The sequence below is a fragment of the Citrobacter sp. Cb080 genome, assembly GCF_030334745.1.
Taxonomy (GTDB): domain Bacteria; phylum Pseudomonadota; class Gammaproteobacteria; order Enterobacterales; family Enterobacteriaceae; genus Citrobacter; species Citrobacter braakii.
The window spans coordinates 90,284-109,671 of sequence record NZ_JAOWDG010000063.1; the positions used below are offsets into that span (position 1 = coordinate 90,284).

The window sequence follows — 19,388 nt, forward strand, 5'->3', positions numbered from 1 at the left end:
ATAAGCATTGTGCTATCCGGCGTCCGATCAGTCGCGTTCCAGCATTAATTGCTGGGCCAGCGCTTTCAGTTCCGGCAGATATTGTTCATCTACCGGGGCAAATGGTTTACGGCACAGCGGAACAGAAACCACGTCCATATAGTGCAATACCGTCTTCAGGCCGCGGAACACGCCAACCTTAATGAGCAGATCGATAACCTTATTGCACTCGGTTTGCAGCTTTTGCGCCGTCCGGATGTCGCCTTCTTTGAGCGCTTTCACAATTCCCAGATAACGCCATCCCATAATGTTGTAAGTGCTACCGATACCGCCATCAGCGCCCGCCAGCAGACCAGAAGCGAAGATCTCGTCATAACCGTTATAAAGCACCAGATCGGGGTGAGCGCGGCGGATCTGTTCCATCTGATAGAGATCGCCTGAGGTTTGCTTCAGCGCGCCAACGCCCGGCAACGTCACCAGCGTGTTGATTTGATCCAGCGTCAGTTTTACGCCGCTCAGCGCCGGGATGTTATAGACCACCATCGGCAAGCCATCAGCGGAATCAATAATTGCGCGGTAGTGATCGCAGTGCTCTTCAAAGCTGAACGGATAGTAAAACGGTGTGACGGCTGAAACCGCATCAAAGCCGTAGCGATGCGCGGCACTCGCCAGCTGTTGGCTCTCTTCGGTACTCACTGTGCCAACGTGAGCGATCAGCGTCACCTTGCCTTTCGCTTCTTCGGCAACAATTTCCAGTACCTGCTCTCTCTCAACGCGGTTTTGGACAAATGCCTCCCCCGTAGACCCACCGACATAGAGCCCGTCGATCCCTTGCCCAATGTTGAAACGCACCAGGCGGCGCAGGCTCTCAATGTCCAGTCGCTGTTGGCTATCGAATGGGGTTAACAACGCTGGCATTACGCCTTTTAAATCTCTTGCCATAGCTACCTCTGATGATGATTAGTGTTGTCTGACTGCATACCTTTATACCTGTTATACCAGATCAAATAAGCAGCAATACAATACAGAACGCTTATAGTGCGATCTGCCTCACTAAACGATCGTCAGGATCGCGATTACTTACGCAATTTTTTACTTTTGCTGAAGGCGTGCCAGGTAGCGGAAACGCTGTTGAGATGTTCTTGCAGTGCGCGGTCAGCTTCCTCAGGGTCGCGCTGACGAATCGCGTCGACAATAGCGATATGCTGCTGATAACTCACGTTATTGTGCTCATATAACTCTTGGTCGGCCACGGTCGGACGGGCGGCAATCAGCCAGTCTAACAGCGCAACATGGATAGCCATAAAGATGGGATTGCCCGGGATCTCCGCCAGTATGCGGTGAAAATCAACGTCCGAGCGAATGAACAGCGTATTGTCATCGAGTGACTGGCTGTTGATCTCCAGTGCTTTCGCCAGTCTGTCGATTTGCTCATCCGTCGCATGTTCTGCGGCGTATCGTACCAGGCTGGATTCAAAGAACAGTCGCAGCTGTTCGAAGTGGGCAATGCCGCCGGGATGCGCGAGGAAATCTTTCGCCATACCGGACAGCTCGCTGATAATGGTATCAGCTGAAGGACGCGAAACGCGGGCGCGCTCGCCATTGTTGATTTGCACCAGACCTTTGCGTTTTAACGCTGCCAGCGCTTCTCGTACAGAAGGACGGCCCACGTTAAAGAAGGCCATCAGCTCCCGCTCAGACGGCAACTGTTCGCCCTCGCCAAATTCCCGACGACGAATCATCTGCTCCAGTTCTTCTTCAACCATTTCAGACAGCTTTTTACGCGCCAGCGGGCGATTGCGTAAGCTACGGCCAATGGTGGATGGAGAGTCTTCAGCTTGCGAATCAAATGCGTTCATAGGGCCCATTCAGCTAAGTCGTGGTGACAAATAACAGCGGGTTTATCCTAACACAGGATCGAAAGCAGGGTGAAATGATGGTCAATCAGACTGTCGGGCTTATTGGCGGTCTAACCCATCCGGATATTTTGTTACGCTAAAACATTCAGCTTATCTTTAATTGAAAACAATCATATTCGCTTCGTGAAATTTATGAATATGAACGTGATAAATTATCATAACCATCTATTTTATAACGATAAATAATTTAAATATCGAATTAAAAATAAGATATTCACTCCATAAAAATCGCCCGAAAAAATATAACATCCGTTTGGACAACAGCGTTATTACCGGATTTATCTTCTTCTCTGGCATGGAGTGAAACAATGTTCGGCATCATTATCTCTGTCATCGTTTTATTAACGATGGGTTACCTGATCCTCAAAAACTACAAACCGCAGGTAGTGCTGGCAGCCGCGGGGATCTTCCTGATGCTCTGCGGCGTCTGGCTAGGCTACGGCGCGCTGGTCGCTGACGACAAGAGCAGCGGATATTTACTGGTCGATATTTACAACGAAATTCTGCGTATGCTTTCCAATCGGGCGGCCGGACTAGGGTTATCAATCATGGCGGTAGGTGGTTATGCCCGTTATATGGACAGGATGGGGGCCAGCAGAGCGATGGTTAGCCTGTTAAGCCGCCCGCTTAAGCTAATCCGCTCACCCTATGTTGTTCTTGCCGCCACCTATGTGATTGGTCAGATCATGGCGCAGTTCATCACCAGCGCTTCCGGGTTAGGCATGCTGCTGATGGTGACGCTGTTCCCGACGCTGGTCAGTCTTGGCGTGAGCCGTTTATCCGCGGTGGCGGTCATTGCCACTTCAATGTCAATTGAATGGGGCATTCTGGAAACCAACTCTATTTTTGCCGCGCAGGTGGCGGGCATGAAAATCGCTACCTACTTCTTTCACTATCAGTTACCCGTCGCATCGTGTGTTATCGTCGCCGTCGCTATTGCACATTTTTTCGTTCAGCGGCAGTTTGATAAAAAAGCATTCCCGGAAAGCAACGGATTCGCTGAACAAAAGACGCTGGAAAACGTGCCACCTCTCTATTACGCCATTCTACCCGTCATGCCGCTGCTTCTGATGTTGGGCTCGCTTGCCCTGGCACATATGGGGTTAATGAAAACAGAGCTGAATCTGGTGGTGGTCATGCTGATGAGCATGACGCTGACGATGTTTGTCGAGTTCCTGCATAAACATAATCTGCGCGAAACGATGGATGACGTGCAGGCCTTCTTTGACGGCATGGGAACCCAGTTTGCCAACGTTGTCACGCTGGTGGTCGCCGGTGAGATCTTTGCGAAAGGGTTGACGACTATCGGGACTGTCGACGCTGTAATAAAAGGTGCAGAGCATTCCGGCCTTGGCGGTATCGGCGTGATGATCATCATGGCCGTGGTCATTGCCGCCTGTGCGATTGTCATGGGGTCAGGTAACGCGCCGTTTATGTCTTTTGCCAGCCTGATTCCAGATATTGCCGCCGGACTACATATTCCTGCGGTAGTGATGATTATGCCGATGCATTTTGCTACTACGCTGGCCCGGGCGGTATCCCCCATTACAGCGGTCATTGTGGTGACATCAGGTATTGCGGGCGTATCGCCCTTTGAGGTGGTAAAACGTACGGCCATTCCGATGGCGGTGGGATTTGTGGTCAATATGATAGCCACCATCACGCTGTTTTACTGATCCCGAAGGCAGAAAACAGAACAGGCCCCAAAGGGCCTGTTTTTTTATTTCACTACGCGTAGCGCTGGACGCCCACCGCGAGGCGGCGGCGGAGTGTCATCCGGATCGTTGTCGTCGCCATTGTCAGGCTTATCGCCATCAATGACCGACATGACCGTTTCACTCTCAAAACCAGGTGCGTCGTTGTCGTCATCATTTAAGCTGGCGACATCTTCGTCGTAGGCGGCTTCCGGCTCAAACATAGTACCGGCGCCATTTTCACGAGCATAAATTGCCAGAACTGCCGCCAGCGGTACAGAAACCTGACGCGGCACACCACCGAAGCGCGCGTTAAAGCGCACTTCATCGTTAGCCAGTTCCAGGTTACCCACCGCACGCGGTGCGATATTCAGAACAATTTGCCCATCACGCGCATATTCCATAGGAACCTGCACGTCCTGAAGCGTCACATCCACCACCAGGTGCGGCGTAAGCTGGTTGTCTAACAACCACTCATAGAATGCGCGCAGCAGATACGGACGGCGTGGTGTTAGCTGTGGCAAATCCATACAGGTTAACCCCGGCCCAGACGCATTTCACGTTCAGGCTCAGTCAGAGAAGCCAGGAAAGAATCACGTTCAAAGACGCGAGTCATGTACCCTTTCAGTTCTTTCGAACCTGCACCGTTGAATTCAATGCCCAGCTGCGGTAAACGCCACAGCAGCGGCGCCAGGTAGCAGTCTACCAGGCTGAACTCATCGCTCAGGAAGTAAGGTTTCTGGCCAAATACTGGTGCAATTGCCAGCAGTTCTTCGCGCAGACGCTTACGCGCGACTTCGGCTTCAGAAGCAGAACCGTTCACGATGACGTTCATCAGCGTGTACCAGTCTTTTTCAATACGCTGCATGTACAGGCGGCTTTCACCACGCGCAACCGGGTAAACCGGCATCAGCGGCGGATGCGGGAAGCGCTCATCCAGGTATTCCATAATGATGCGAGATTCCCACAGGGTCAGCTCACGATCCACCAGTGTCGGTACGCTCTGATTCGGGTTGAGGTCGATCAGATCCTGCGGTGGATTGTCCTTCTCCACATGCTCAATCTCGAAACTAACACCTTTCTCAGCCAGCACAATGCGGACCTGATGGCTATAGATGTCAGTAGGACCAGAAAACAGCGTCATTACCGAACGTTTGTTGGCAGCGACAGCCATGAAAACCTCCAGGTATATTCAGAATTTTTACTGCTACCAGCCACTAAGTGGCCAGCCAGAAGTGATGTCACCCATATTCGGGAAAGCCATTACTGTTCAAAATACAAACAAAAAATGAACGATACCGGACATTTGGGCAGAAAATTGGATGATAGTTTACCAGATTTTGTGACCTTTGTGGTGAGTCGATTCTTGAAATGGGGAAAAAGAGGTGGCAATCAGCGGATTACCGTGGTTATACGGAGAGCAGTAACGATAAAAAAACCCGCCGAAGCGGGTTTTTTCGCAAATTGTTGTCTGCCGAAGCAGAGTACAATTAACGTTTGGAGAACTGAGGACGACGACGTGCTTTACGCAGACCGACTTTCTTACGTTCAACCTGACGAGCATCACGGGTAACGAAGCCAGCTTTACGCAGTTCGCCACGCAGGGATTCGTCGTACTCCATCAGAGCGCGGGTGATACCGTGACGGATCGCACCAGCCTGACCAGAGATACCACCACCTTTAACAGTGATGTACAGATCCAGTTTCTCAACCATGTCGACCAGTTCCAGCGGCTGACGAACTACCATGCGGGCAGTTTCACGACCGAAGTACTGTTCCAGAGAACGTTGGTTGATTACGATTTTACCACTGCCCGGTTTGATGAAAACGCGAGCTGCGGAACTTTTGCGGCGACCAGTGCCGTAGTATTGATTTTCAGCCATTGCCTATAATCCCGATTAGATGTCAAGAACTTGCGGTTGCTGTGCCGCGTGGTTGTGCTCGTTGCCAGCGTAAACTTTCAGTTTACGGAACATAGCACGACCCAGCGGGCCTTTTGGCAGCATGCCTTTAACCGCGATTTCAAGCACACGCTCAGGACGGCGAGCAATCATCTCTTCAAAGGTCGCTTGTTTGATACCGCCGATGTGACCGGTGTGGTGATAGTACACTTTGTCAGTACGCTTGTTGCCAGTTACAGCAACTTTGTCAGCGTTCAGAACGATGATGTAATCACCGGTATCTACGTGCGGAGTATATTCCGCTTTGTGCTTACCGCGCAGGCGCAGAGCCAGTTCGGAAGCCAGACGGCCCAGAGTTTTACCGGTCGCGTCAACAACATACCAGTCGCGTTTTACGGTTTCTGGTTTAGCTGTAAAAGTTTTCATTAAAAGCTTACCCAAATAAATAAGTTACACGTTGGTGAACACCCAAACGTTTTGTCAGTTGAGGTTCACACGACATTGTCCAGCAAACCTACCCCTTCGAATAGCCTATGCCGGCGCATAGAAAGTTTTGGGAAAAAACTCTCTCGTAACGTGGGGTCGCAAGATTATAGAGAAGTCAGGGTCAAAGATCGACCCCTTTATGTGATTTGCGGCAGGTTTAACCGGCTAAATGTTCCCGCTTCAGATACTCTTCGCTTTGCATCTCCTGCAAACGCGACAAACAACGCTGAAATTCAAACTTCAGACGCTCGCCCTGATAAATTTCATAAAGTGGTGAGGCCGCACTGACCACCAGCTTAACGTGGCGTTCGTAGAACTCATCCACCAGTGCGATAAAACGCCGCGCTTCGCTCTCCATCAGCGTCGTCATGACCGGCACATCAGACAACAGCACCGTATGAAAAAGACGCGATAGCGCAATGTAGTCATGCTGACTACGCGCATCGACACAGAGCGTAGTGAACGACACCGCCAGCGTTTGGTTTTCGACGGCCAGCGTCTGCATCGGACGATGATTGATCTCCAGCGTCGGCGCATGTTCACCTTTCGTTCCCGCTAATGCCAGCCAGAGCTTGTCCATCTGCTGGCGGGTTTCCTCATTCAGTGGCGACAACCACAAATGCGCCTGCGTTAAGGTGCGCAGACGATAATCGACGCCAGCATCGACATTCATGATGTCACAATGCTGTTTGATGGCATCAATGGCAGGAAGAAAGCGCGTGCGTTGCAAACCGTTGCGATACAGCTCATCAGGCGGAATATTGGAGGTTGCCACCAGCGTAATACCACGGGCAAACAGCGCCTTCATCAGACCGCCGAGCAGCATGGCGTCGGTGATGTCAGAAACAAAAAATTCGTCAAAGCACAGCACGTCCGTTTCGGCCTTAAAGCGGTCGGCAATGATTTCCAGCGGATCGCTCTGCCCCTGCAGGGCCGTAAGCTCTTCATGGACGCGCAGCATAAAACGATGAAAGTGCAAACGCTGTTTACGCCCGCCCGGCAGGCTATGGAAGAACAGATCCATCAGCCACGTTTTTCCTCGCCCGACTCCGCCCCACATATACAGACCACGCACTGGCGCGTTGGTCGGTGACTCACGCTTTCCCAGCAATTTGCCAAAACGCGCCATCAGTCCGCTCTCCTGCGGCGCAGGACGTGCTGGCGTCGAAAACGCCTGGAAAATTGTTTCCAGTCGATTCACTGCTTCTTGTTGTACGTTGTCGGGCTGATGACTGCCGTCTTTGAGGGCTTGCTGGTAACGCGATGTAGGGGAAAGGCTTTGCATGATGTTATTGTTATTCCTTGAGAATCGATGTGCCGTCGCTCACGGTTGACGAAAAAAAGGCCGTTCTACATTACGTGATATAAACACGGGATTCCACTTCTACGGGATTAGCGGTTATAGTGGCATAATCAGGCGCAGGCATGGAGCCTAAAGCCAACACCCTACGGAAACACAAGACAACGGGAGATGTTCATGACCTGGGAATATGCGCTAATTGGGTTAGTCGTCGGTATCATTATTGGTGCTGTAGCCATGCGTTTTGGTAATCGTAAATTACGCCAACAGCAGGCATTGCAGTACGAACTGGAAAAAAATAAAGCTGAGTTGGAAGAATACCGCGAAGAGCTGGTGAGCCACTTTGCCCGCAGCGCTGAACTGCTGGATAACATGGCGGACGATTATCGTCAGATCTATCAGCATATGGCGAAAAGCTCCAGCTACCTGCTGCCGGGTATGTCACCGGAAAATAATCCGTTCCGTAATCGTCTGGCAGAATCCGAAGCGGGTAACGATCAGGCGCCGGTTCAGATGCCGCGTGACTATTCTGAAGGCGCATCTGGCCTGCTGCGTAGTGGCGCAAAGCGCGACTAACTGCACATCGTTAAGAAATTTATTGGGCGCAGCAATTGCGCCCTCCGCTTCTCTTCCTGTCCCAGCTATTATTTAGTCGTTAGCCTCATTGTGACCAAACCGAAAATTCAATAACATCAAACTGTTTTGAATCATCTTCCGTTTACTCAAGGTACGAGAGCAGGATCCATGAAAAAACACACCCAGCTGTTGAGTGCATTAGCGTTAAGTGTCGGGTTAACTCTCTCGGCGCCATTCCCAGCCGTAGCGTCGATTCCCGGCCAGGTTCCCGGTCAGGCTGCGCTCCCCAGCCTCGCACCGATGCTGGAGAAAGTGTTACCTGCCGTGGTGAGCGTAAGGGTCGAAGGCACCGCCGCTCAGGGGCAGAAAGTCCCGGAAGAGTTCAAAAAGTTTTTTGGTGATGAACTTCCCGATCAACCTGCACAACCTTTTGAAGGGCTGGGTTCCGGGGTCATCATTGATGCCGCCAAAGGCTACGTCCTGACCAATAATCACGTCATCAATCAGGCGCAAAAAATCAGCGTTCAGCTTAATGATGGCCGTGAGTTCGACGCTAAGCTTATCGGCAGCGACGACCAGAGCGATATCGCTCTGCTGCAAATTCAACACCCCAGCAACCTGACGCAAATTGCCATTGCCGACTCCGACAAACTCCGCGTCGGTGATTTCGCGGTGGCCGTGGGTAACCCGTTTGGTTTGGGGCAAACGGCCACCTCCGGCATCGTATCGGCTTTAGGTCGCAGCGGGTTGAACCTGGAAGGTCTGGAAAACTTTATTCAGACCGACGCCTCCATCAACCGGGGTAACTCCGGCGGCGCGTTGCTTAACCTCAATGGTGAGCTGATTGGCATTAACACCGCGATTCTGGCCCCCGGCGGCGGTAGCATCGGTATTGGTTTTGCGATCCCGAGCAATATGGCACGCACGCTGGCGCAGCAACTGATGCAGTTTGGTGAAATCAAACGTGGTCTGCTGGGAATTAAAGGCACCGAAATGACCGCCGATATCGCCAAAGCGTTCAAACTGGACGTGCAGCGCGGCGCGTTTGTCAGCGAGGTTCTGCCTAACTCTGGCTCCGCAAAAGCAGGTGTGAAGTCTGGTGACGTCATTACCAGCCTCAACGGCAAACCGCTCAACAGCTTCGCCGAACTGCGTTCACGCATAGCGACAACCGAACCAGGGACCAAAGTCAAACTGGGCCTGCTGCGTAACGGTAAACCGCTGGAGGTTGAAGTAACCCTGGATACCAGTACATCATCGTCCGCCAGCGCGGAGATGATTGCTCCTGCGTTGCAAGGGGCTACGCTCAGTGACGGTCAGCTTAAAGACGGCACCAAAGGCATCAAAATTGATAACGTTGAAAAAAGCAGCCCAGCCGCGCAGGCCGGTCTGCATAAAGATGACGTTATCATTGGCGTTAACCGCGATCGTGTAAATTCGATCGCCGAAATGCGTAAAGTGCTGGAAACGAAACCGTCGATCATTGCTCTGCAGGTAGTTCGTGGTAACGAGAGTATTTACCTGCTCCTGCGTTAACGCATGCAACCGGACATCAGCCCCCCGTGTGATGTCCGGTAAACTCGTGATATGCTGCTGCCGTTCCCTTTATTAATGACGCCGCCATCATGTTTGTGAAGCTTTTACGTTCGGTCGCGATTGGTTTAATCGTCGGCGCTATTCTGCTGGCCGCGATGCCCTCTCTGCGAAAAATAAATACGCTTACCGCGCCACAGTTCGACAGTGCAGATGAAACGCCCGCCAGCTATAACCCGGCGGTTCGCCGTGCAGCGCCTGCCGTCGTTAACGTTTATAACCGTAGTATGAACAGCACAGCGCATAACCAGCTTGAGATCCGCACACTCGGCTCAGGTGTTATCATGGATCAGCGCGGCTATATCATTACCAATAAGCACGTCATTAATGATGCCGACCAAATCATCGTCGCGTTGCAGGATGGGCGTGTATTCGAAGCGCTGCTAGTGGGTTCTGATACGTTAACCGATCTTGCGGTGCTGAAAATCAACGCGACTGGCGGACTGCCGACAATTCCAATTAATAACAAACGCGTGCCGCACATCGGCGATGTCGTCCTCGCCATTGGTAACCCGTACAACCTTGGGCAAACCATCACTCAGGGGATTATCAGCGCCACCGGTCGTATTGGCCTGAACCCGACTGGACGGCAAAACTTCCTGCAAACGGATGCCTCCATCAACCACGGCAACTCCGGCGGCGCGTTGGTCAACTCGCTGGGCGAGTTAATGGGTATTAACACGCTGTCATTTGATAAGAGCAACGATGGTGAAACCCCGGAAGGGATCGGCTTTGCTATTCCGTTTCAGTTGGCAACCAAAATCATGGATAAGCTGATTCGTGACGGGCGCGTGATTCGTGGCTACATCGGCATCAGCGGTCGCGAAATTGCGCCACTGCACGCCCAGGGCGGCGGGATGGATCAAATTCAGGGGATTGTAGTTAACGAAGTAGCCCCAGACGGTCCGGCAGCACAGGCTGGAATTCAGGTTAACGATCTGATTATTTCGGTCAATAACAAACCGGCGGTATCTGCGCTGGAGACCATGGACCAGGTGGCAGAGATTCGCCCTGGTTCGGTTATCTCTGTTGTCGTGATGCGTGATGACAAGCAGTTGACGCTGCAGGTAACGATTCAGGAATACCCGGCTACAAACTAAATCACAAACGAAACGATGTAAAAAAACCGGAGATAGCTCCGGTTTTTTTATGCGTCAAATTCGCGATATTTGTAGGACGGATAAAGCGTTAAACACCGCCATCCGGCCTACATAAAGGCGTTATTTAACGAACTCTTCACCCAGGGTGATATCTTTCTTCAGCGTATCCAGCATACCTTCCAGCGAGCTCTGCTCAAATGCGCTCAGCTTGCCGATAGACTGGCGTTCTTCTACGCCGTTTTTACCCAACAGCAGCGGCTGAGAGAAGAAGCGAGCATACTGGCCGTCGCCTTCAACGTAAGCACATTCAACCACGCCTTTTTCGCCGCTCAGCGCGCGAACCAGTGACAGGCCGAAACGTGCTGCAGCCTGACCCATAGACAGGGTTGCAGATCCGCCACCGGCTTTAGCTTCCACAACTTCAGTACCCGCATTCTGGATACGTTTGGTCAGGTCAGCCGCTTCTTGCTCAGTGAAGCTCACGCCAGGGATTTGTGACAGCAGCGGGAGAATGGTCACGCCAGAGTGGCCGCCAATAACCGGGACTTCAACGTCACCAGGCTGCTTGCCTTTCAGTTCCGCAACAAAGGTGTTGGAGCGGATGATGTCCAGCGTGGTCACGCCAAACAGTTTGTTCTTATCGTATACGCCTGCTTTTTTCAGCACTTCTGCAGCGATAGCAACGGTCGTGTTCACCGGGTTGGTGATGATACCGATACATGCTTTCGGGCAGGTTTTAGCAACCTGCTGCACCAGGTTCTTCACGATACCGGCGTTAACGTTGAACAGGTCGGAACGATCCATACCCGGTTTACGTGCGACACCCGCAGAGATCAGTACCACATCAGCACCTTCCAGTGCAGGGGTAGCGTCTTCGCCGCTGAAGCCTTTGATTTTCACAGCAGTAGGGATATGGCTCAAATCAACGGCCACGCCAGGCGTTACTGGAGCGATGTCGTACAGGGAGAGTTCTGAACCTGAAGGCAGTTGGGTTTTTAACAGTAATGCTAGCGCCTGACCGATACCACCAGCAGCGCCGAGGACTGCAACTTTCATCCTAAACTCCTTATTATATTGATAAGCAAAGTGTCTATTGCTCCGCGGCGGCGACCTTAATTCACAAATCCAACGAATACAACAACCACGCGTCAAGAATGCGTAGTCACGCAAATTTGGCTTTTATGCATTTAACTTACGTAAAATAAAACCTAAGTTACGTAATTCAAAACCACCCGCACAGTAGAGCAACTTTCCAACAGGTGCTGACAATATACCCTACCCACCTCTCAAAACAACATCAATTTGATAACATTTAATTTACTTTTAACCTTATTTGCGAGCCGTGACACAGGCATGTTTCTTGATAACGAAATTTGATAAAATTCCGCTCTTTCATAACATTATTTCAGCCTTGAACAAGGCAGACTGTTTGCATAAAAATTCATCTGTATGCACAATAATGTTGTTTCTACCGCCATATTACGGGTGACTTATGCGAAGCTCGGCAAAACAAGAAGAATTAGTAAAGGCGTTTAAAGCGCTGCTTAAAGAAGAAAAGTTCAGCTCTCAGGGCGAAATCGTCCTCGCGTTGCAGGATCAGGGCTTTGATAATATCAATCAGTCCAAGGTTTCTCGCATGCTGACCAAGTTCGGCGCCGTGCGTACCCGCAATGCGAAAATGGAAATGGTGTACTGCCTGCCGGCAGAGTTAGGGGTACCTACAACATCCAGTCCACTGAAAAATCTGGTATTGGATATCGATTACAACGATGCAGTTGTGGTTATTCATACCAGCCCTGGCGCTGCTCAGTTGATTGCACGTCTGCTGGACTCATTAGGTAAAGCGGAAGGTATTCTGGGTACAATTGCCGGTGACGATACCATCTTCACCACCCCAGCTAAGGGTTTTACGGTAAAAGATTTGTACGAAGCCATTCTGGAACTGTTCGAACAAGAACTGTAATACTTCCTCCCCGTCGCCTCGCGGCGGGGGAAAAACCTCTGTATCCACCCTCCTCCCTCTATTATCCACTGTCATTGATTTAACAAATGGTGCGTTTAACCGTCAAAAGTCATTCACATAGCGAATATGAAGAGTTAAAAACGCACATTTTGCAAAAATACATATCTCAATGATTTAATTGAATTTATTATAAAACCGATGTTTAAAACCCTATTTTTAATTCTGTTTGGTTATAAAAAATATTTTTCTTAACACTTAATCCGCACAGAAACAATTAGCGTGGTATTAATTTATCGAGTGATTAGTGTATACTTGATTTTGTGATGAGGGTCACGAAACGCAGACCCCAATAAAAGAATTCGACGAGGTAAATATCATGAAAATCAAAACAACTATTGCAACCTTAAGCCTTCTTTCTGTTCTCTCTTTCGGTGCAAGCGCCGCAGTGACTCAGGTGAACTCACAAGAAGCACAGAACCTGCAATCCATGGGCAGCATCTCCGTATCTCAGATCGGTAGCTCACCAATGGACATGCGTCAGGCCATCGCCGCTAAAGCTGAAAAAGCGGGTGCCAGCAGCTATCGCGTCACCGAACTCCGTGAAGGCGCTCACTGGCACGCGACTGCAGAACTCTACAAATAAACCCTCGTCGTCTAGTCCGACGACTTGCCCCCGCCTGCCGGGGGCTTTTTTATGCCTTACATTGAGTGACGAACGTTAAAGCGCAGCTGTCCTTCCAGCTCTTCTTCCGCTTCATCGAACAGTAAAATCAGCGCGCCGTATCGCCTGCGTAGCTTGTCCGGCAAATGAACAAATTCAATCTCCAGCGGCAGCGGTAAAACGTCCCCGATAACCACCTCCCACAGAGAATCTAAATCAACCACCTTTTCCCGGGCGAGACCGAACGCGCGCGTAAACTCACGGTAGAAATCCCCCTGGTCTTCTATCTCGTCAAAATCAAATGTATAGATGTTCATCTATAGCCACCATCCCGACGCCAGTCACTCTACAGACCATCAATATGCAGGAACCTCCTGCATTTTCAGGTAAGTATAGCCATAAAAAAACCGACGCCTTTAGCGTCGGTTTCCAACTCTTAATTACTGGTTAGCGCATGCTGGTATTTGTGCAGCATCCCGCTAAGTCGTTTTACCGGCTCGGTCACCTGCGGTGGCGCTTGCCAGATGATTAATTTCTCCTGATAGATCTCAAGCTCTTCCAGCAACTGGCTAAAGTAGCGTCGGCGCTTGTCGTCGTTGCCTGCGGAAATCACGTGATCCGCAGTGCGACGAAGCTGGCGATGGAACGCGGATAGATCCTCGTTTACCGGTATCGGCGCATCGCGCAGGCGCTGATGCGCAATGATCATCGTCAGCGCCAGGCGAAACTTCGCCAGGTCACCGGGAAATTTGTTCATCAGCAAAAACAGCTGCTGATAAAGCGCCGGGAGATGGTTTTCTTTACGACGTACCACGTTGGTGGTCATCGCTGAAACCGCCGCCGAAACAAACTGGTTGAGCAACACGCGACCCGTTCTGTCACGAGAGTTATCGCGCACCAACAGAATGACGATAAATGCCAGCACGCAGCCAACAATTTGCCCCAGCGCACTGTCAAGGAACTGGCTAAAGTGGAAGGTCATCGGGTTATCCAGCACGATGATATTAATAGTGCTGGCCAGCGCCCCCATTGATCCCAGCCGTCGTTTCTGTACCTCTATACCCAGAAAGAACCCCAGCACCGCCAGGCTCAGGCACAGTAACAACATGCTTTGTTGCGTATTGGGGATAATCACCAGGAAATAGAGCGCCCCGAGCGGTAACGCCGCCAACGTACCGTAAATAAAGTCTATCGCCACCATGCGCGGGTTGGGCAAACGCATTGCCAGCGAAGTGACAACCGCAATCATCACCATTGCGCCGCTGCCGGAGGTCCATCCGGTCCACAGCCAGAATAAAGTTCCCAGCACACAAGAAAGCGTGGTGCGCCAGAAGTTGACCATCGCATGATGGCGCTCGGCAGACTCCACCTTCACTACTGGCTCACCTTGCAGGATCTCTTCTTCCGTGGCGCTAATTTTGGTATTACTCAGTACACCGCGTTTGAGCAACAGGTAGCGCGTCGCGGCGCCTGCCCAACTATATATCGTGATCGGCGTTTCGCGTTCGCCGGTCCAGGCAATCACCCGCCGCATCCGCTTCAACTGTTTATGAACATCCTGCACCGTTTCAACCGGCATATTGAACAACTCGCGGAAGGTATCAGTGATCAGTTCGGGTCGAGTGTTCTGAATAAGATAGATTTCGCAGGACTGCGTGATGAGCGTGAGTGACAGCGTGTTCAATGCTTTGAGTCTGCGGTTAGCCCGCCCCCAGCGTGAGGACTCCATATTCAGGTTACTTCGCATGCCTTCCAGTGCCGCCGTACGCCGGACTAAATCGCCCCAGGCTTTGTCCACTTCTTCACTGTCACCATGCTTAATGCACAACTGCATAAGCTGATACTGCGCCACCAGCAGGCTGTCCAGTTCGACATCAATCTCCTGTTTCACCGAACGGGGCGAAAAGAGCAGATCGGCCACAATAGCACAGACAATCCCCATCACTATTTCACTACAACGTTCGAGCGCAAATTGCGGCGTCAGCAGCGGTTCAGCCTGGATGGTAATGACGATGATCAGCGCCGTATAGCCCGAAAGTCCCCAGGCATAGGAGTTTTCGATCTTCACAAGCGACGAGATCCAGGTACAAAAACCGGCCCAGATACAACACACCAGGATCATCAATAACGGGGCGCGGATCATGCTGATGATAATGATCAGTGCAGCAATACAGCCGATAAATGTCCCGACAATACGCAGCATGCCGCGATAGCGTATAGCACCAGAATAGGGCTCTCCGCCAGCGGCAAAGGCCGGGCCAGCCGCCACAATGGCTGCGGTCAGCACCGCCCAGCGCGGGGTCTCAAGTTGGAAGTGAAAGCCAACGAACAGCGCCAGTACAATCGCGCACGCCAGTTTTACCGCAAAGCGGATATGCTGGTTGGCAATAGAGAAAATGCCCATCACGATTAGCCAAACTCGCGCAGGCGGTGCGCCATTTTACGGAAGAAGGATTCCCGGCTTGCATCGCGATCCTGCTTGCCGGTAATGACGACGGTAGCCGTAGTCCCCGCAGGCCACAGGGTTCCCTGCTGCTCATCAAGACGAATTCGCACCGGTACACGCTGCGCCAGACGCACCCATTCAAGATTGGAATCAATGGTCGCCATACCCTTTGCGTCCCGCGTGCTGCTGGCATTCGTTACACCAGCCGCCACGCTATCAACGGTGCCCTTCAGCACATGATTACTGCCCAGCGGGGTGATCTCTGCGCGATACCCAGGGCGGACGCCTTCCAGCTTGGTTTCTTCCATATAGGCCAGCACATAAAAAGAATGCTGTTTGACCAACGCCACCGCCGTAGAGCCGCGAGTAATAAATTCGCCGCTGTAGACGTTCAGGTTAGTCACCCAGCCATCTGCTGGAGCGCGAATGACGGTACGTTCCAGATCTAATTTCGCCAGGTCGCGGGTCGCCTGCGCCTTCGCAAGCTGGTGTAATACGGTTTGCAGGACATTGTTTGACTGGTCAATCTCTTCACGAGACATAGCCTGCACGCCCAGCCGATTACGACGGCTGGCCTCCTGGCGTTTTTCCTGCGATAACACCTGATAGTAGGCGACGTCTGCTTCCGCTTCTTCGAGCGCTTTTTTATAGCGCGGCTGATCGATGGTAAACAGGACCTGGTCTTTCTTCACCAGTTGATTATCATGAACGTTAACGTTAGTGATAAGCCCGGCGACATCCGGGGCTATTGCCACAACGTCGGCGCTGAAGCGCGCATCACGCGTCCACGGCGACTCGGTGTAGAACACCCATGCGCGGAAAATGGCGATGAAGGCCAGAATGACCAGTACGAGAGTCGTGGCCGTACGGGAGAGTTTTCTTGTTAGTGTTTTCACTTCAACCTCAAACGAACAGGCGCGTTATTAAATAGAACAGGCAGCAATACAGCGCGGTGTTAAACAGAGCCGGGTGCCAGACAAAATCATAGATGCCAGTTGGAACCAGTACCCGGCGCACCAGCCAGAAAATCGCCAGTGACAAAAGTAATTCGAAAAAAATCGGTGGGAAGGACAGACCAAACACCACGATAACGGGAAACAGACTCATGTTGACCTTGGTAGCTTAAGAGAGTGCAGGTGATAGATTTTCTAGCGTATGTCACCGCAGAGAAGGGCAAGGATGAGCCAGGCGAGAGCGACATAGCTGTTATTTGAATAATAATATATTAACGTAACTGTTATGCTGTTATCTATATTATGTGATCTAAATCACTTTTAAGTCAGAGTGAACAATGGAACGATTAAAACGTATGTCGGTGTTTGCCAAAGTTGTCGAACTGGGCTCCTTCACCGCCGCCGCAAGACAGTTACAAATGAGCGTTTCATCGATAAGCCAGACGGTCTCTAAACTGGAAGATGAGCTACAGGTCAAGCTGCTAAACCGCAGCACACGCAGCATTGGGCTAACTGAAGCCGGTAAAATTTATTATCAGGGCTGCCGCCGGATGCTGCACGAAGCACAGGATGTTCACGAACAGCTTTATGCCTTTAACAACACGCCCATCGGCACCTTGCGCATTGGTTGTTCTTCAACCATGGCACAAAATGTCCTCGCTGGGTTGACCGCAACGATGCTGAAAGAGTATCCAGGATTGACGGTAAATCTGGTAACAGGCATCCCGGCACCGGATTTAATCGCCGACGGTCTGGACGTGGTTATTCGCGTCGGCGCGTTGCAGGACTCCAGCCTGTTTTCACGTCGCCTGGGAACCATGCCGATGGTGGTCTGCGCCGCTAAAAGCTATCTCGCGCAGTTTGGCGTGCCGGAAAAACCCGCCGATCTCAGCAACCACTCGTGGCTGGAATACAGCGTGCGCCCGGATAATGAATTCGAACTTATCGCTCCGGAGGGGATCTCTACCCGCCTGATCCCAGAAGGGCGCTTCGTGACTAACGATCCGATGACGCTGGTGCGCTGGCTGGCCGCAGGCGCGGGTATTGCCTATGTGCCGCTGATGTGGGTGATCAATGAGATCAATCGTGGCGAAGTGGAGATCCTGCTGCCCCGCTACCAGTCGGATCCACGTCCGGTCTATGCGCTGTATACCGAAAAAGACAAACTACCGCTCAAGGTCCAGGTGGTGATTAACTATCTGACGGATTATTTTGTCGATGTAGCGCAGCTGTTTCAGGGGATGTACGGCCGGGGCAAAGAGAAATAAAAAAGCCCGGTAGCGCTTTGCTTACCGGGCCTACATTCAGTGCCAGCGCACATTCCAGGCCGGATACGCTGAGCGCTATCCGGCGACCGGGTCGTTACGCGGTGCCACCTACGGTCAAGTTATCCACCTTCAGCGTCGGCTGGCCCACGCCCACCGGCAAGCTCTGTCCTTCTTTACCGCAAACGCCAACCCCGTTATCCAGTTTCAGGTCGTTACCCACCATCGAAATCTGCTGCATCGCTTCGATACCGGAGCCAATCAGCGTTGCGCCTTTCACCGGTTTGGTCACTTTACCGTTTTCAATCAGATACGCTTCGGACGTCGAGAATACAAATTTCCCGGAGGTGATATCCACCTGACCGCCGCCAAAGTTAGGCGCATAAATACCGTATTCAACGGATTCGATGATTTCCTGCGGCGTGGATTTCCCTGGCAGCATATAGGTGTTGGTCATACGTGGCATCGGCAGGTGCGCGTAAGATTCACGGCGACCGTTACCCGTTGGCGCTACGCCCATCAGGCGCGCATTCAGTTTGTCCTGCATGTAGCCTTTCAGAATGCCGTTTTCGATCAGCACGTTGTACTGACCCGGTGTCCCTTCGTCATCGATAGCCACGGAACCACGACGGTCCGCCATTGTGCCATCATCCACAACGGTACACAGTTCTGATGCCACCAGTTCACCCATGTGACCGCTGAATACCGAGGTGCCACGGCGGTTAAAATCACCTTCCAGACCATGACCGACCGCTTCATGCAGCAGAACGCCAGGCCAGCCAGCGCCGAGTACCACCGGCAGCGTACCTGCAGGCGCTGCTACCGCGGACAGATTGACTAACGCCATGCGTACGGCCTCTTTCGCCCACGCGTCGGCACGGACTTCACCATCAAGGTCGCCAAGGAAATAGTCATAGCCAAAACGACCGCCGCCACCGCTGGCGCCGCGCTCACGCTTACCGTCCTCTTCGACCTGTACGCTTACGGACAAACGTACCAGCGGGCGGACGTCGGCGGCCAGCGTACCATCAGTCGCGGCCACCAGGATCAGTTCATAAACACCGGTCAGGCTGGCGGTCACTTCCTGGACGCGTTTGTCGGTGGCACGGGCCACGTTGTCTACGCGGCGCAGGATATCGAGTTTTTCTTCACGGCTCATGCTCTGCAACGGATCAACCGAGGTGTAAAGCGCCTGATGCTCCACGGCCCCCAGCGTTTTTACTTTGCCGTCACCGTTGTCACGCACGATAGTACGCGCGGCATGAGCGCTTTGTTCCAGCGCCAACAGGCTAATCTGGTCTGCATAGGCAAACCCTGTTTTCTCGCCGCTGATGGCGCGGACGCCAACGCCCTGATCGATATTGTAAGAACCATCTTTAATTATGCGGTCTTCTAAAACCCAGGATTCGTGATAGCTCGACTGAAAATAGAGATCGCCGTAATCAAGACGGCGTTCGGCCAGTTGGCCCAGGATGGCAAACAGATCCTGATGTTTCAGGCCATTTGCCGCTAGCAATTGTTCACTTACCAGGTTCAGACTCATCGTTTTGAT

At 51.9% G+C, this 19,388-nt stretch carries 20 protein-coding genes; 7 read left to right on the forward strand and 13 right to left on the reverse strand.

Annotated features, from left to right (window positions below):
• Nucleotides 1-27: 27 nt before the first annotated feature.
• Together nanA and nanR are read right to left on the reverse strand one after the other, a co-directional pair.
• The gene (nanA, locus tag OGV38_RS11645) at nucleotides 28-921 is read right to left on the reverse strand and encodes an N-acetylneuraminate lyase (protein ID WP_104651725.1); all 894 of its coding nucleotides are present in this window, start codon (nucleotides 919-921) and stop codon (nucleotides 28-30) included.
• A 134-nt stretch (nucleotides 922-1,055) separates the two neighbouring features.
• Nucleotides 1,056-1,847 carry a transcriptional regulator NanR gene (nanR, locus tag OGV38_RS11650; protein ID WP_016154704.1) on the reverse strand — a complete coding sequence of 264 codons (792 nt, stop codon included), beginning with the start codon at nucleotides 1,845-1,847 and terminating at the stop codon, nucleotides 1,056-1,058.
• A gap of 359 nt (nucleotides 1,848-2,206) precedes the next feature.
• On the opposite strand from nanR, the gene dcuC reads away from it, so the two are divergent.
• Nucleotides 2,207-3,574 carry an anaerobic C4-dicarboxylate transporter DcuC gene (dcuC, locus tag OGV38_RS11655; protein WP_047413944.1) on the forward strand — a complete coding sequence of 456 codons (1,368 nt, stop codon included), beginning with the start codon at nucleotides 2,207-2,209 and terminating at the stop codon, nucleotides 3,572-3,574.
• Between the two features lie 44 nt (nucleotides 3,575-3,618).
• Here dcuC and sspB read toward each other — a convergent pair whose 3' ends face one another.
• The 5 genes from sspB to zapE form a co-directional block, all read right to left on the reverse strand.
• Complete coding sequence (gene sspB / locus OGV38_RS11660) at nucleotides 3,619-4,122, reverse strand: ClpXP protease specificity-enhancing factor (RefSeq protein WP_016154706.1); 504 nt, start codon at nucleotides 4,120-4,122, stop codon at nucleotides 3,619-3,621.
• A 5-nt stretch (nucleotides 4,123-4,127) separates the two neighbouring features.
• Nucleotides 4,128-4,766, reverse strand: coding sequence for a stringent starvation protein SspA (gene sspA / locus OGV38_RS11665; protein ID WP_003025132.1), 639 nt, complete (start codon nucleotides 4,764-4,766; stop codon nucleotides 4,128-4,130).
• A gap of 316 nt (nucleotides 4,767-5,082) precedes the next feature.
• Nucleotides 5,083-5,475, reverse strand: coding sequence for a 30S ribosomal protein S9 (gene rpsI, locus OGV38_RS11670; RefSeq protein WP_003025138.1), 393 nt, complete (start codon nucleotides 5,473-5,475; stop codon nucleotides 5,083-5,085).
• Between the two features lie 15 nt (nucleotides 5,476-5,490).
• Entirely contained in the window at nucleotides 5,491-5,919 is a 429-nt protein-coding gene (gene rplM / locus OGV38_RS11675; RefSeq protein WP_003025141.1) for a 50S ribosomal protein L13, read from the reverse strand.
• Between the two features lie 217 nt (nucleotides 5,920-6,136).
• Nucleotides 6,137-7,264 carry a cell division protein ZapE gene (gene zapE, locus OGV38_RS11680; protein ID WP_286473331.1) on the reverse strand — a complete coding sequence of 376 codons (1,128 nt, stop codon included), beginning with the start codon at nucleotides 7,262-7,264 and terminating at the stop codon, nucleotides 6,137-6,139.
• A gap of 192 nt (nucleotides 7,265-7,456) precedes the next feature.
• On the opposite strand from zapE, the gene zapG reads away from it, so the two are divergent.
• The 3 genes from zapG (at nucleotide 7,457) to degS (ending at nucleotide 10,548) form a co-directional block, all read left to right on the forward strand.
• The gene (zapG, locus tag OGV38_RS11685; protein WP_286473332.1) at nucleotides 7,457-7,855 is read left to right on the forward strand and encodes a Z-ring associated protein ZapG; all 399 of its coding nucleotides are present in this window, start codon (nucleotides 7,457-7,459) and stop codon (nucleotides 7,853-7,855) included.
• A gap of 168 nt (nucleotides 7,856-8,023) precedes the next feature.
• Nucleotides 8,024-9,391: a serine endoprotease DegQ gene (gene degQ, locus OGV38_RS11690; protein WP_049268664.1), complete on the forward strand. Its 1,368-nt coding sequence runs from the start codon at nucleotides 8,024-8,026 to the stop codon at nucleotides 9,389-9,391.
• 89 nt (nucleotides 9,392-9,480) lie between these two features.
• Nucleotides 9,481-10,548, forward strand: coding sequence for an outer membrane-stress sensor serine endopeptidase DegS (degS, locus tag OGV38_RS11695; RefSeq protein WP_003025154.1), 1,068 nt, complete (start codon nucleotides 9,481-9,483; stop codon nucleotides 10,546-10,548).
• 120 nt (nucleotides 10,549-10,668) lie between these two features.
• On the opposite strand, the gene mdh is transcribed toward degS, so the two are convergent.
• A complete protein-coding gene (gene mdh / locus OGV38_RS11700) occupies nucleotides 10,669-11,604 on the reverse strand; it encodes a malate dehydrogenase (RefSeq protein WP_008785953.1) in 936 nt (311 codons plus the stop codon).
• 436 nt (nucleotides 11,605-12,040) lie between these two features.
• On the opposite strand from mdh, the gene argR reads away from it, so the two are divergent.
• Both argR and yhcN read left to right on the forward strand, forming a co-directional pair.
• A complete protein-coding gene (argR, locus tag OGV38_RS11705; RefSeq protein WP_003025162.1) occupies nucleotides 12,041-12,511 on the forward strand; it encodes a transcriptional regulator ArgR in 471 nt (156 codons plus the stop codon).
• A 376-nt stretch (nucleotides 12,512-12,887) separates the two neighbouring features.
• Nucleotides 12,888-13,154 (forward strand): peroxide/acid stress response protein YhcN, encoded by a 267-nt coding sequence (gene yhcN / locus OGV38_RS11710; RefSeq protein ID WP_003025165.1) that lies wholly within the window; start codon nucleotides 12,888-12,890, stop codon nucleotides 13,152-13,154.
• A gap of 56 nt (nucleotides 13,155-13,210) precedes the next feature.
• On the opposite strand, the gene OGV38_RS11715 is transcribed toward yhcN, so the two are convergent.
• The 4 genes from OGV38_RS11715 to aaeX form a co-directional block, all read right to left on the reverse strand.
• Nucleotides 13,211-13,489, reverse strand: coding sequence for a barstar family protein (locus OGV38_RS11715; RefSeq protein ID WP_016154709.1), 279 nt, complete (start codon nucleotides 13,487-13,489; stop codon nucleotides 13,211-13,213).
• 119 nt (nucleotides 13,490-13,608) lie between these two features.
• Nucleotides 13,609-15,576, reverse strand: coding sequence for a p-hydroxybenzoic acid efflux pump subunit AaeB (gene aaeB / locus OGV38_RS11720; protein ID WP_286473333.1), 1,968 nt, complete (start codon nucleotides 15,574-15,576; stop codon nucleotides 13,609-13,611).
• Nucleotides 15,577-15,581: 5 nt separating this feature from the next.
• Nucleotides 15,582-16,514 (reverse strand): p-hydroxybenzoic acid efflux pump subunit AaeA, encoded by a 933-nt coding sequence (gene aaeA / locus OGV38_RS11725; RefSeq protein ID WP_016154711.1) that lies wholly within the window; start codon nucleotides 16,512-16,514, stop codon nucleotides 15,582-15,584.
• A 7-nt stretch (nucleotides 16,515-16,521) separates the two neighbouring features.
• Entirely contained in the window at nucleotides 16,522-16,725 is a 204-nt protein-coding gene (gene aaeX, locus OGV38_RS11730) for a p-hydroxybenzoic acid efflux pump operon protein AaeX (RefSeq protein WP_003025177.1), read from the reverse strand.
• A gap of 184 nt (nucleotides 16,726-16,909) precedes the next feature.
• On the opposite strand from aaeX, the gene aaeR reads away from it, so the two are divergent.
• Nucleotides 16,910-17,839 (forward strand): HTH-type transcriptional activator AaeR, encoded by a 930-nt coding sequence (gene aaeR, locus OGV38_RS11735; RefSeq protein WP_016157586.1) that lies wholly within the window; start codon nucleotides 16,910-16,912, stop codon nucleotides 17,837-17,839.
• A gap of 94 nt (nucleotides 17,840-17,933) precedes the next feature.
• Here the strand turns inward: aaeR and tldD are convergent, their stop codons facing one another.
• Complete coding sequence (gene tldD, locus OGV38_RS11740) at nucleotides 17,934-19,379, reverse strand: metalloprotease TldD (protein ID WP_019077799.1); 1,446 nt, start codon at nucleotides 19,377-19,379, stop codon at nucleotides 17,934-17,936.
• Nucleotides 19,380-19,388 lie beyond the last annotated feature (9 nt).